The sequence below is a fragment of the Formosa sejongensis genome (assembly GCF_033447105.1).
GTDB lineage: Bacteria > Bacteroidota > Bacteroidia > Flavobacteriales > Flavobacteriaceae > Formosa.
Window position 1 is genome coordinate 1 of the sequence record NZ_JAWQUN010000030.1, and the last position, 14515, is coordinate 14515.

Annotated in this window: 9 protein-coding genes; all 9 read right to left on the minus strand. The window is 35.5% G+C overall.

Annotated elements, in window-relative coordinates; all coding sequences use genetic code 11:
• Positions 1–2792 precede the first annotated feature (2792 nt).
• The 9 genes from R6X41_RS18085 to R6X41_RS18125 all read right to left on the minus strand — a co-directional run bounded on the left by R6X41_RS18085 (position 2793) and on the right by R6X41_RS18125 (position 14355).
• Positions 2793–4178 carry a sugar transferase gene (locus tag R6X41_RS18085; protein ID WP_318501764.1) on the minus strand — a complete coding sequence of 462 codons (1386 nt, stop codon included), beginning with the start codon at positions 4176–4178 and terminating at the stop codon, positions 2793–2795.
• Between the two features lie 730 nt (positions 4179–4908).
• Positions 4909–5634 (minus strand): energy transducer TonB, encoded by a 726-nt coding sequence (locus tag R6X41_RS18090; RefSeq protein WP_318501765.1) that lies wholly within the window; start codon positions 5632–5634, stop codon positions 4909–4911.
• Positions 5635–6056: 422 nt separating this feature from the next.
• The gene (locus R6X41_RS18095) at positions 6057–7070 is read right to left on the minus strand and encodes a glycosyltransferase family 4 protein (protein ID WP_318501766.1); all 1014 of its coding nucleotides are present in this window, start codon (positions 7068–7070) and stop codon (positions 6057–6059) included.
• Positions 7024–8385 carry an O-antigen ligase family protein gene (locus R6X41_RS18100; RefSeq protein WP_318501767.1) on the minus strand — a complete coding sequence of 454 codons (1362 nt, stop codon included), beginning with the start codon at positions 8383–8385 and terminating at the stop codon, positions 7024–7026. The genes R6X41_RS18095 and R6X41_RS18100 overlap by 47 nt, the downstream gene beginning before the upstream one ends.
• A gap of 78 nt (positions 8386–8463) precedes the next feature.
• Positions 8464–9270, minus strand: coding sequence for a transglutaminase-like domain-containing protein (locus tag R6X41_RS18105; RefSeq protein ID WP_318501768.1), 807 nt, complete (start codon positions 9268–9270; stop codon positions 8464–8466).
• Between the two features lie 178 nt (positions 9271–9448).
• A complete protein-coding gene (locus tag R6X41_RS18110) occupies positions 9449–10582 on the minus strand; it encodes a glycosyltransferase (RefSeq protein ID WP_318501769.1) in 1134 nt (377 codons plus the stop codon).
• Positions 10583–10585: 3 nt separating this feature from the next.
• Positions 10586–11686, minus strand: coding sequence for a glycosyltransferase family 4 protein (locus R6X41_RS18115; RefSeq protein WP_318501770.1), 1101 nt, complete (start codon positions 11684–11686; stop codon positions 10586–10588).
• A 216-nt stretch (positions 11687–11902) separates the two neighbouring features.
• Positions 11903–13234: a glycosyltransferase family A protein gene (locus tag R6X41_RS18120; RefSeq protein WP_318501771.1), complete on the minus strand. Its 1332-nt coding sequence runs from the start codon at positions 13232–13234 to the stop codon at positions 11903–11905.
• Positions 13235–13275: 41 nt separating this feature from the next.
• On the minus strand, positions 13276–14355 hold the full coding sequence (locus R6X41_RS18125; protein WP_318501772.1) for an exostosin domain-containing protein: 1080 nt from the start codon (positions 14353–14355) through the stop codon (positions 13276–13278).
• Positions 14356–14515: the final 160 nt, after the last annotated feature.

Sequence of the window (14515 nt, forward strand, 5' to 3'; positions counted from 1 at the left end):
TAACAACTTCTCGATACAAACTTGTTCCGCTCCGCTCCACAAATTCACTCGAAGTGACATGATCTGTTAACAAACAACACATGATAGCCAAAACCAACAAGCCACAACATAAATCTAAAATAAACGTACGTCAGTTCGAGTGCCGACGAAGAAGGTGTATCGAGAACCGTTAACAACCAAACTTCTCGATAAAAATGTGTTCCGCTTCGCTCCACAAATTCACTCGAAGTGACATGATCTGTTAACAAACAACACACGATAGCCAAAACCATCAAGCCAGCCTATCATTCAGAACGAAGTGAAGAATCTTTTCAATTAAAACAACAACAGAGAACTCTCAACTTAAAACTGCCAACTGATAACCAACAAGCCACAACATAAATCTAAAACAACCATATGTCAGTTCGAGTGCCGACGCAGGAGGTGTATCGAGAACCTACACCAATAACAACTTCTCGATAAAAATGTGTTCCACTCCGCTCCACAAATTCACTCGAAGTGACATGATCTGTTAACAAACAACAACAGAGAACCCTCAACTGCCAACTGCCAACTGATAACCAACAAGCCACAACATAAATCTAAAACAAACATACGTCAGTTCGAGTACCGATGAAGTAGGTGTATCGAGAACCTATACCAGCCAATACTTCTCGATACAAATGTATTTCGCTTCTCTCCACAAATTCACTCGAAGTTACATGATCTGTTAACAAACAACACACGATAGCCAAAACCATCAAGCCAGCCTATCATTCAGAACAAAATGAAGAATCTTTTCAATTAAAACAAAACAGTCAACAGACAACAGACAACTGCCAACTGATAACCAACAAGCCACAACATAAATCTAAAACAAACGTATGTCAGTTCGAGTGCCGACGAAGAAGGTGTATCGAGAACCTTTAACAACCAAACTTCTCGATAAAAATGTGTTCCACTCCGCTCCACAAATTCACTCGAAGTGACATCATGTATCTAGAATATGTACCAACCTTAGTTTTTTGGCATTTCCAAACTTTAAACTAGTTTCCCTACCCGAGTGAGATACAGGAACAAGCCCGGCATGACGTGGCCAAGAACCAAAAATGATTAAAAGTAAAACCAAATATTTAGTAAAACCGTACGTCAGTTCGAGTACCGACGAAGAAGGTGTATCGAGAACCTTTACCAACCAAACTTCTCGATACAAATGTGTACCGCTCTGCTCCACAAATTCACTCGAAGTGACATGATCTGTTAACAAACAGCACACGATAGCCAAAACCATCAAGCCACAACATAAATCTAAAACAACCGTATGTCAGTTCGGGTACCGACGCAGGAGGTGTATCGAGAACCTACACCAATAACAACTTCTCGATAAAAATGTGTTCCGCGCTGCTCCACAAATTCACTCGAAGTGACATGATCTGTTAACAAACAACACACGATAGCCAAAACCGTCAAGCCACAACATAAATCTAAAACAACCGTATGTCAGTTCGAGTACCGACAAAGAAGGTGTATCGAGAACCTACATCAATAACAACTTCTCGATACAAACTTGTTCCGCTCCGCTCCACAAATTCACTCGAAGTGACATGATCTGTTAACAAACAACACATGATAGCCAAAACCAACAAGCCACAACATAAATCTAAAATAACCGTATGTCAGTTCGAGTGCCGACGAAGAAGGTGTATCGAGAACCTACACCAATAACAACTTCTCGATAAAAATGTGTTCCACTCCGCTCCACAAATTCACTCGAAGTGACATGATCTGTTAACAAACAACACACGATAGCCAAAACCATCAAGCCACAACATAAATCTAAAACAACCGTATGTCAGTTCGAGTGCCGACGCAGGAGGTGTATCGAGAACCTTTACCAACCAAACTTCTCGATACAAATGTGTACCGCTCTGCTCCACAAATTCACTCGAAGTGACATCATGTATCTAGAATATGTACCAACCTTAGTTTTTTGGCATTTTCAAACTTTAAACTATTTTCCCTACTCGAGTGAGATACCGGAACAAGCCCGGCATGACGTGGCCAAGAACCAAAAATGATTAAAAGTAAAACCAAATATTTAGTAAAAACCGTACGTCAGTTCATGTGCCGACGCAGGAGGTGTATCGAGAACCTACACCAACCAATACTTCTCGATACAAATGTGTTCCACTCCGCTCCACAAATTCACTCGAAGTGACATGATCTGTTAACAAACAACACACGATAGCCAAAACCATCAAGCCAGCCTATCATTCAGAACGAAGTGAAGAATCTTTTCAATTAAAACAACAACAGAGAACCCTCAACTGAAAACTGATAACCAACAAGCCACAACATAAATCTAAAACAAACGTATGTCAGTTCGAGTGCCGACGAAGAAGGTGTATCGAGAACCGTTAACAACCAAACTTCTCGATACAAATGTGTTCCACTCCGCGCCACAAATTCACTCGAAGTGACATGATCTGTTAACAAACAACACACGAAAGCCAAAACCGACAAGCCACAACATAAATCTAAAACAAACGTATGTCAGTTCGAGTGCCGACGCAGGAGGTGTATCGAGAACCGTTAACAACCAAACTTCTCGATACAAATGTGTTCCACTCCGCTCCACAAATTCACTCGAAGTGACATGATCTCTTAACAAACAATACACAATAGCCAAAACCATCAAGCCAGCCTATCATTCAGAACGAAGTGAAGAATCTTTTCAATTTAAACAACAACAGAGAACCCTCAACTGATAACTGATAACAGTCAACAGTCAACTAACAACCTTCCCCCCCTTTCTACTGCCCTCTAAAAAAGATAACAGTACTAACCGTTTTTACAATCACATTTAAATCTAAGAAGAAACTACGATGTTTAATGTAGAATAAATCGTATTGCAATTTCATAAGGCTATCAGAAACCGATTCGCCATATCGAACCTTAACTTGTGCCCATCCAGTAATGCCAGGTTTAATCATGTGGCGTGCTTCATAAAACGGAATCACCTCAGCCAATTCCTTTACAAACTTAGGACGTTCTGGTCGCGGGCCAATAAGACTCATTTCACCTTTCAGTATATTAAAACATTGCGGAATTTCATCAATTCGAGAGCGTCTAAGAAATTTTCCAAAAAGGGTAATCCGTGCATCATTTTTAGAAGCCCAAACTGCTCCATTTTTTTCAGCATCAACCACCATAGTTCGGAATTTTAGTATCGAAAATAATTTTCCATGCTCCCCTACCCGTTCCTGACTGTAAAACAACGGTCCGCGATTTCCAATAATATTCCCCAAGAGTACAAACGGCAGAAGCAAAACACCAATTATACATCCTGAAATAGAAAAAATCATATCGAGAATCCACCGCTGAAGCATGTATAATTTATTATGATTATTCCGATTGAACGGAAAATACTTATAAAAATCTTTCCCCAAATAGTGAACAGGTATTCTATACGTCATCTCCTCGAAAGCTTGAGTGTACTCTTTAATCGGAAAACCACGTTCCAATAACGACATCAATTCTTGATATAAATCGGGTGTAATTAATTCAGAATTATAGGTGGCTACAATAATCTCAGACACATTATTGTCCTTAATAATCCGATTAAGATCTGCTGCTTTATAAGCTGTTGTTAGACAGGTTACAGATGTGTTCTCTGGTTCACAATTAATAAATCCAACAATATTATAATTAGGGTCTACCGCCTTAAAAGACGAAACAATCTCATCGATATGCTGAGGTTCTCCTACTAAAAGCACATGTTTATAAAAACGCGGACTAGAAATTAAAGTGATATACAAAGCCCTCCAAAACAATATACCGCCAAGAATCCCTAAAAAGAAAAATAGAATTTGTATACGTTTATCTGGAAGAAAGGGAGTGAAAAAAGGTGTCATTAAATAAAAACAAACCACCACCAATGCTGTCATAAATACATTAGGTAAAGTGGACTGAAAAGTGCTAGATTTTTGTAAATCATAAATTTCAAAAACAGTTCCAAAAATCGAAATATAAATAACCAATACAATCAACCAAGGCCAATTTTCATTTGATATTTTGAAATAATCAAAATCAAAATATGAACTCAACCCATATAATACAGCTAAAACGATACAGATATCTACAATACGTAATAAAATCTTTCGTTCGGAGATATTGAAAGATATTTTGAATTTTGGCATGGAATAATAGCAATTACAAAGTAAATATATAAGAATAAGATTTGTAAAACCATCCTAACTATCAGCAATCGATGTATGGTTAATAATCCCGACAAGTAGTAATGGATAGTAAAATTAAACTTTTCAATATTAAAAATTCAAAAAACAATTAAAACCATCATTTCGAAAAGATTTCATTAGTAAAAAAAGACTCAAAATAGTGAGACATTGCGGAAATCAAGAACTTTAAACAATAGCGTCCTAAACGATTACTCTCTTTTTCTACAAAGATTTACCACTGCTGACTTTATAAAGTTAGTTGTACTTAGGGGGGTACTTTTTCTATATAAGTTGAATTTTGTTTTTTTGAATGGCCTATCGAAAATTTATCGTAAAATTTGAAGAGAAAGTATCGTAAAATTTAAAGCTGTTTGAGCTAAACGAATGTAACTATTTGTCTAAATTTTCAGTAGCGTGTTCTTTAAATTTAGATAGTGAACGAAAAATTTAGATAAAAGTTCGTAAGCCTAGATTTTTTTTGGCTTGGTTTATCCAGAGCGAAGCCGAAGGATTTTTTTATCAATGAAAAAAATGAACATATAATATTATTTAGGACACGATTGAACTTTAGAACAATTTAGAAATTCCTAAAAACAAAATAACGAATACCATAAACAACAATGATAGATAAATATCAGAATACAACACTACGCGTGTTCTAATATTTATCTATCATAACTGTAATAAATAACTACTCTTTATATTTAAAGAATATCGGTAATGCATAAGACACCTTCACTGGTCTACCACGTTGCAACCCTGGCGACATTCTAGGTAAAATACGCACAATACGCTCGGCTTCTCTTTCTAAAATTTTATCTGGCCCTCTAGATTTTATTCCAATAACATTTCCATTTTCATCTATAATAAACATCACAGAAACACGCCCCTGTATCCCTAAATCTAAAGCATCTTGTGGATAATTAAAGTGATTTTTTATATGTTCAATCATTTTTTGTTGAAAACAAGCCTTAGCTTTTTGGTTAGAGAGTCCTTCGCATCCGGGAAAAACGGGAATATTTTCTATCACTGCAAAAGGAACTTCCACATCTTCTTCAACCTCTTCCACTTGAACCTCATTCACTTCTATAACAGGAGCAGGTGCTAATACAGCAACCTCTTGAGACGATTCCGTACTCTCGATTACAGTCTCTTCTATTTCGGCAATAGACTCTACAACCTTTATAGTGGTACTTACTGTAATGGGCGGTGGTAAGGGGATACTAAACTTGGTTACGGGTATGTCTTCTTGAAAATCAGATGAAATATCAAGAATTTCAATAGGATCTATTTCGGTTTCAAAAGTTCTATATTCGAGGCCTTGCCACGTAAAAAACAACATTAAATTTAACCCAATAGCAAAATATATATTGCTATTTCTCCCAATCTCTAAATCCGGGTTTTTCTTAGCTTTCATAATTATATATTTTAATGAACATTCAGTTTCAACTCCTATTAAGGTAGAACAAATGCCTAAAAAAAACTATGATAATTATCATGTTACAAGCTCTACACAAACACTCAAAAACATCTTAAACAAATACAAATCAACATGTAAAAACTAGTAAATGGTAAAAAACAATAAATCCATAAAATCAAAATCCCAAACGGATTATTTTAAAATCAGTTCAGGTTTATATTAACAATAAAAATTAGAGTCCTCCTAACCTCAGAATGACATCTGACCTCAAAACACAAACCCACCTCTCATTCAGAACTAAGCCCAACGAAATGAAAAATCTCATGAAATAAACTCAGAACCAAAAACAGAAAACCGACAACAAAAAACCCAGAACAGATAACCAACAACCGCCAACAGATAACCCACAACCAACACCCCTACTCCAAAACCTCCAACCACAACGCCTTAACAACCTCCCAATCAAACCCCTCAACCTTCTCACGAGCCTTCAAAACCATAGTTTTAGTTTGCTCAGAATCCAACCTCAACCCTAAAATAGCCGCCACAAAAGCCTCAGCATCATTTGGTGGTACCAAAACACCATCAACACCATCATCTATCAAAAAAGGCATCCCACCGACATTGGTGGACACTATAGGCAAGCCCAAAGCCATAGCTTCAATCACACTGACAGGCATATTATCGAAATTCGTAGTATTTATAAATACGTTATAATCTCGAGCAAGCGTTGTCCATTCCGTTTTGCTAAGTTTCCCAGGTGTTAGAAGGTCTACGCCCAAAGCTTTAGCATGGGCTTGTACTTTAGCAAGGGAACCATCCGTATCAGGCCCTGCCATACATAACGTAGCGTCATACCCTAAATCTTGCAATATTTTTAAAATATCGACAGCTAGACACGGATTATAAATTTCAGAAAAAGACCTCACCCACAATAAACGAATCGTATCTAATTTTCTTGGAAGAAACGTATAGTTCTGCAACTGCAAACTATTCGGAATATAAACCACATTGTCAAACCCATGTTTAACAAAAGCTCCTTTTAGATACAACGACGGAGATACCAAAACCTTAGCAGGTTTAAACAGAAAACGACTCAATCTCGGACTATGTTCCAAACGATGTGGTAAATTCCCCCCATGTAAAACAGGAACATAAGGTAAACCAATAAGCCTACAACACAGACTCACAACCACGGCATAATAAAAGTTCTGAGTACTATAGGTGTCTATTAAGGCAACATCCATACGGTGTCCATGTATAAAAACACCTTTAACCATATCTATAATACGTCCTAGTTTATTCTGTATAGCCGACTTACAAACCACAGTAACCCCATCTCTCTCCAAGGCTTGCGTTAAGCCTTTCATATAAGACACGTTTGTTTTACTGCTCGATAAGTTGTTTCCTAGGTAGAGGACGTTTTTTTTCATCAGTTACATTTAATAAAGCCAATCCATACATAAATGCAGGCATCGCAATACGCATTCCAGAGTGGTTAATTGTTGCAAACCAAAGGCATAGAAAGGCATAAAAAAACACATTACTCTTATTTTGAGAACGATAAATTAAAGGTTTAAAAATTAAAATAATTAATACAATAACTCCAAATATACCATGTTCTGCTAAAGTCCGACTCACTTCATTATGAGATATCGTAACTTGACCTGTGTTTTCTATCCGTTGATCTTTAACCCGACTCGAACCAACACCTGTAAATGGGTTAGATATAAATCCATCAATTTCATCTAAAAATAAGTCTGTACGCCCTGTACTTATATCTCCTTTTTCTCGACCTAAAGCATCTTCATTACTATAGCGCTTATACAACATTCCATTCGTCTGTATGGAAGCATAAATTAAAGAAGCAAAAACCCCCACACAAAACAGTCCTAATAATAATATAAGTTCGTTTTTTCTACGCTTATTTATCAATCTATAATAAATGACTATAAAGGCAATCAAACCAATAATAGCAGCGAAAATACCACCACGACTTAAAGTCACCAAAGCTCTAAAACTCATAATAATAAATAGACTGATATTAACTATCTTTAATCCCTTATTAGGGGATGTCATAAAAAAACGAACGGCTAATATAAACATACCTAAGCCAAAAACGGTCGACACTTGATTTGCCCCAAAACCTCCAGCTGCGTCTTTATTTGATGCCGTACTTGAAATAATTTCTTTTAAATCTGGTGTATAAAAAAAATTATAACTTACATGGACTATAAGTGGCAATAAAATATACAACAACACCGTATGGATCTCCTTTAATTTTATTTTTTTATCGTAACAATACATAGCTGCAACACCTAAACAGATAGGTCCACTTAACACAAAAGCAATATTTTTTCTAAAGTTGGCATCAAAACTTAAAGTCGTACTTGCAATAAAAATAGAAGGCACTAAACACAATAAATATATAAAATAAGGATAGGCTTTTCCTGAGATGCCTTTATAAAACATCCCGATTAGCATAAACAAAATGACCAAATACTTCGAAGCTTCATACGAAATGGAACCTTTAGTGGTACGCATTAACACCTCTAACCCCACGAAATACGCACAAGCTTTTAAAACCTCAATATTTTTTTGGGAAGTAGCAGACATGATAACCCGGTACAAAAAGTAAAAAAGGGCGCCAAAAAAGTATAGTTTAGCAAGACTTTCATTAAAATAAATCAACATTCCTAATGCGGCATGCAACGCTATGGCACTAATGTAGTTGATATCGGTTTTCAATGTTCTTTATAATAAGTTTAAGATGACCCGCAAGTTAGTATAAAATAGAGATTTAACTAAATTGAGTATAGCAATAATCTATAAGAATATATTTTTATAATCGTCTATAGGGAATTTATAATGGTAACTTTTACCTGTAACATACACCATAAAATGTATAATAAAAACGGGAATGTGAGGTCTACCCCGCTCTAGGTAGTAATCATAAGTTTTGTTATGATAGTTACAAATTAAAAATGGCGTAATATCTGTATTCAAATAATTTTTCATCAAAGGCGCTTCATCTATAGTTTTACCATCTATAAAGCAATAGTTTTTCACAGTGGCACCTGACCTAGCTAATTCAAACAATTCTAAAACAGAGACAGGTTCATCTTGAGCATTATAAAGTAACATCCCCCAAGACGGATCAATAAACACCCATTTTTTTAATTTAGTGACATACACCTCGTTAAAAGAATGGCCCCCATTACCTGTATTAAATGGTGCACTTGTGGTTCCCCATTCTCTCACTTTAACATCATTTATAACACAAAAATTATTGAAAATTTGTGCCATATCACTACAAACCCCTCCGCTACCATAAAGCATCGTTTCCAAAGCTTTTGCAGAAGATTCACTTAACCCTGGGCCCACTTTAGTATGCGCACACAACCAAACCGATAATTGAATGGCAAATTCTAATTCAGAATTAGGTTTACCTTCCGAAAAAATTTTAGAGTTAATCTTATTAAAATAATCAGGAATATCTGCTTTTGTATTCCAATCATTGTAAGACAACTCAGAGATGGCGTTGGCATTAGAGTTTTGAGATAACAATCTAAACCTTGACGTATATAGAAAAGGATGCCTCTTTAAAGTCCAGCGTAGTTTTTTAAGTAGCATCAATACATAGCAATATTAATTTGGATAAAAATATCAATTTATTTTTTATTAGAAAGATTAATTTTAATTAATAAAATAGTTGTAACTATTTTATTAAAATCTTGTTATTATAATAACGGATAACTAAAATATATGACAAAAAAAGCAGCTATATATAAATTATTCAGTGGTACAGGAATTATATATTAGTGATTATTTCTGATTCTATACGATGATTATAATAATTAAAGCTAAATGTACCCACAAGAGTTCTTTGATTCACCAATTGTTTATTAAACTCTGCGTCTGTCATTTTTAAAAGTGCGCGCATAGCACTTTGAACCCCTAAGGGCGTCACGGCTTCTAAACATATTCCGGTTTGAAGATTTATAATATATTGTCCTATTGAAGAAATATCTGAAACGACTGGTATACATCCATAGTTCATGGCTTCTGCTATCACTTTTGGGAACCCTTCAGAGGCCGTAGTAGGCATTAAGAACACTTGACTTTTTTTATAAATATTAAAAACGTCTGCACGAGATAAAAACCCATGAAACACAAAATGTACCCCAGAGGCTTCGGCTAAGGTTTTAAAATAAGCTTTATCAGGACCATCACCTACAAGGTGTACAGCTTTAATCCGTTGTTTCTCAACCGCTTTTAAACCAGAAATCCCTTTTATAAGACGTTCTACTCCCTTTGGCTTTTCTAAACGTCCCACAAAACAACACGTCAATTCACCGGAAATAACCTTTTGGCTTCCTAATTTAGCCCCTTCTATTAATTCCGCATCAGTTAGACAGGGATTCTCAAATGTTAAACAATGTTCTGGCTGATGCTTCCAGCTTCCGTTAATCGTTACTGTTCGCGATTGCTTTTTTAACATCCAACGTTGCAATCGATAGCCTATTGGTGGCTTGTCCTGATTCCAATTCCCTGCATATTTAAACCATCCAGGTGTGTGTATACATAGTGTTAAAAAAGGAATAACATACACCCCAATGCCTGTCGGCCCACGAAATTGAAAATAATCAACTTGCTTTAGTGTTGTATGGATAATTTGTATCACTTTTGGAGATTTCCATAGCAATTGTAATTTAGCCCCTAGAGTTTGACCGCCCAGAGCGGGCAAAGGAACAAAAATAATACGATCAGACACATAAGGTAATGCGCTAGGTGGTGCCTCGATGTCATGATACATGGCGACGTGATAAATAGTATCAAAAACATCTAGCAAATGATTCAATTCTGAAATAGTTGGTCCCCAACCCACAATTTGTCCGTCTGAGTTTGTATAATGTTCGGTATGCGAAATAATAGCAAGTTTCATAAATTAGGATGCAATAACCTTTATATAACGTTTAATAATAGCATTCCAAGAATGCGTTTTAGCCCATGACACAGCTTCTTTTTTAAAAACTTCTGGATGTTCTAAAATACCAAATAAAGCAGCTTCAAATGCTAATGTGTTATCACGTTCTATTAAAAAACCTGATTTACCATCTAAAATAGCGTCTTCAATCCCACAGTCTTTAGAACCAATACTAGGAATCCCTAAAGCATTAGCTTCTAAAATGGCAATCCCAAAACCTTCCACATCTCCGGTGGTGCTTTCGGTACTTAACATCACAAAAACATCAGTAGCCATAAGCATCTCCTTTAAAATCTTAGCATCTACTACCCCATGAAATGTAATATATGAATCGACACTAAGGCTTTTAGCCTGAGCCATAAAAGCATCAGCTTCTGTAGGAATACCGATACAATGATAGTGTACATCTGGAAATGTTTTTATCAATTCGGGTAAATGGCTAATCACTTGTAACTGTCCTTTTCGTGTACTCACCCGACCTACGGTTGTTAACACAGGATACCCCTTTAGACGTGCTGGAGTTAAACCTTCTGCTTCCCATTGGGCTATCTCAATACCGTTTGGAATAACAGTAACGTCTTTTTCTAGATGACTTACCAATTGACTAGTGTAATTAGAAACAGCGACTATAGTACCAAATCGATTTAAAGCCAAATCCACAGCTTTTTTTAAATACCCATTTTTAAAATTCACTTCTGTCCCATGAATCACAGCCAATGTTTTACGATTGTAAAATCTCGAACAAAAAGCAACATTCCAAAGCGAAAATTTCCCCGTTGCAATCACATAGTCTGCTTTTTTAAAAGCGTTCATGGTTTTAACTACACGATTAAAATACATGCCTAATCGTGGCGTTTTTAAAGCAATGCGTTCTACTCTAAAAGGCAGATTAGCATCAAAAGCAAGTTCCTCAACATTAATTACATCGCGCTGATCCGCAATCACAGTCACCGTATAATCGTTTTTATACAAATACAACGCTAAATAATAAGCATGATTCCCTATCCCACCAGGCTGTGGAGGAAATTCAGAAGTTACTATGAGTATGTGCTTGATCTTCATTCTAAATTATTTTCTTTCTGTCATTGCGAGACCTGAGGCACGAGCAACGTGGCAATCTCATTCACAACATACCCTCACTGTCATTGCGAACGCAGTGAAGCAATCTCATGAAACAACCTATATATTAAAAACAGTTTATTTCGTCCGCTGTCCTAGTAAAGACGTGTCCCATTGTGCATTCTTAATTATTCATCATTAATTGTTAATTATCCATTATCAATCGTCAATCGTCAATTCCTCTATCAAAGCCCCTTCCTCCAATTTCACACTAGCCAAACGCCAACTCTTCCAAACCTGAAAACATACCAAAGGCGTTAATAAAACACATAAAAAAAGTCCTACAACTAACATCGGCTTATTCTTTTTAAACTGATAAGGCATAATAGATAATGGGACAGTTCTAAACAAAGCCCAGATAGCTGCTTGCCGTCCAAAGTAACTTCTGTATAAATACAATACACTTGGAATAGGTCTTGGTGAAAACCATTTTTTTGTACGGAATGCATCCCAACTTCCCATTTCTCTTAATCCTCCAATACTTGCTTTTACATCTACACAGGATGCCAAAGGATTCGAAACACTTCGAATACCTTCCAAATACACGCGTAATCCAAACTCCCCATCACCCATACGTTGTTTTTCAAATTGCCGATCGAATAAACCTACCCTTTCAAAAACTGATTTATAAAGCATCGCATTTCCTGTTGCAAACTGTGAGGCCTGCATAAAAAACGAACGTTCTTCCGGTATTTGTTTCCCTTCCGGATAAAAGACACCTGCTGAAACCTTGGCTTTAAAAAAGTCCAAACATTTTAAATGAGTTGAAATCCAATCAGGAAAAACACGAACATCATCTTCAGATAACGCAATTAAACCTCCTTTCGAAGCTTTAATTGCTGTATTTCTAGCCAACCATAATGCTTTTTCTTCCTGTTGTATAACCTGTATATTTAAATTGAAAGCTGTATAAAATTCAGACTGAAAAGGCTCTGATTGATCGACTACAATAATTTCAAAATTAGAATAATCTTGTTTCTCAAAATCATGTAATACATCTTTTAAATATTCATATCTATTCAATGTTGGGATCACCACACTAACTAAAGATTCTTGTACTATTAAATTAGATTCATATCCTTCCCATGCTTCATACTTGATCGCTTCGATAGGCTCCTTTTTAACATGGGAAGTATTCATCCATGCTCGAATTTCAGTAATAGGATCATGGAAAGTTAATAATCGGATGAATAGCACATAAAATACCCAACCTGGATGAAATTGTTTTCTGATAAAGTGATAATTATCCTGAACAGGTACGGGCTCGAAATCTAAATAAGTTTTAGCATCTCCAATATAACCAGTTTGAACCGCTTGCCAAGACAAATCGTAATCTTTTGCGAAGTCCGAAACGTAATATGAATCTTGTTTTAATTTAGCGACTACACTATTTGGTAAATCATTAACTAAGGGAAAAACACTTTGTCCATTGGCTCTAGGTAATTGAAAATAATGAGTGGGTTGTAAATATTTTAAAAATTCGAATAGCATTAGTCAAGTTTAAAAGTGAAATTATAGAGAATTAAGATGTTTTACGCTAATCCATGACTATTTTTTATAAGAATTCTTTTTTGCTCATAAAAAAAACCTGAAAGTGTTAATTTTTCTTCCCACAACGTTCTATTCTTTTTAAATATAGACAATAACTTTTCTTGATCCAATTTCTGATGAAAATCTAACAAGATTTCACCTATTAGATGTCGATCTTTATAATCTACCCAGACCACATGTTTTTTCCAATCAATTTCATCCGACAATGGTAAGTATCCATCAGTATGCACATATAAAGGGATTCGTCCCATCATTAAGGTTTCATAGAAACGCACAGAAAAATTTCCAGCACCACGAACACATAAAACATATTGCGACTCTAAAATATTGTTGTAAAATTGAATTGTTGTGTTATGTGTCTCTTTGTTTTCAGTTACACCTGCCCGATACTGCTTACGTTTAATAAAAAGACTATTTATTTTAGGATTAATTTCAAGTTTCTTTAACAGCGATCCGCGTAAGTAACTATTAGATAAAAGGTCTTGAGGTTCTAATTTACTCAGACCACTATAATTCTTGAAATTTCGAAGGACTTGTTTTGTTAGTTCTTTAACCGCTTCAACTCTGGAGAATTTTGCTTGGCCACAAAACCCAACCTTAGGAAACTCATCATAGTTACTTTCTAAATACAAGTCTTTCAAGTTATTCAAACTCAAGTAATCTTGAATAAAAGAAGGATACCCTACATGACCTTCTTGATTATTAATCACATAACCGCCTTGTCTAAAAACAGTAAGATTTTTTATTTTCGATAATTTCACACCAAAATCCCCATTATTAATAGACCATATTGGTTTTACAACTTGTTTAGCTTCTTCTACAAATTTGTACGCTAAATCCATCTGTTTTGTACGGGCAAAGTAATACCAAGACATGGGTAAAACAATTACATCACACGCCTCAATCGTTTCTACAATTTCAAAATCTTGCTCACTTACACCATATACTCTAACTCGTTCTGCATCTGTAAAGTTTTCGTTTTTTAGAAAGGGTTTTAACAATGGAAACAACTGACCTCTAAACTGTGAATCATAAAGATGTGAAGGATAATATATTTTCATATTCAAATTTAATATACTTTAGTTGATGAAGTAATTATCTATTAATAAACTTGTAAATGTCATATCTCCTTTTTTGATTTAAACGCCAATCCCACCAATCATAAAACACATAACTCTTTAATACAATATAAACGATTTGCCATTTTAAGTTCTTAATTAA

Bases quoted from the DNA above. Each gene is read 5' to 3' on its own strand.
- R6X41_RS18085 (WP_318501764.1), bottom strand. From the start codon at position 4,178: ATGCCAAAATTCAAAATATCTTTCAATATCTCCGAACGAAAGATTTTA.
- R6X41_RS18105 (WP_318501768.1), bottom strand. From the start codon at position 9,270: ATGCTACTTAAAAAACTACGCTGGACTTTAAAGAGGCATCCTTTTCTA.
- R6X41_RS18095 (WP_318501766.1), bottom strand. From the start codon at position 7,070: ATGAAAAAAAACGTCCTCTACCTAGGAAACAACTTATCGAGCAGTAAA.
- R6X41_RS18120 (WP_318501771.1), bottom strand. From the start codon at position 13,234: ATGCTATTCGAATTTTTAAAATATTTACAACCCACTCATTATTTTCAA.
- R6X41_RS18125 (WP_318501772.1), bottom strand. From the start codon at position 14,355: ATGAAAATATATTATCCTTCACATCTTTATGATTCACAGTTTAGAGGT.
- R6X41_RS18090 (WP_318501765.1), bottom strand. From the start codon at position 5,634: ATGAAAGCTAAGAAAAACCCGGATTTAGAGATTGGGAGAAATAGCAAT.
- R6X41_RS18110 (WP_318501769.1), bottom strand. From the start codon at position 10,582: ATGAAACTTGCTATTATTTCGCATACCGAACATTATACAAACTCAGAC.
- R6X41_RS18115 (WP_318501770.1), bottom strand. From the start codon at position 11,686: ATGAAGATCAAGCACATACTCATAGTAACTTCTGAATTTCCTCCACAG.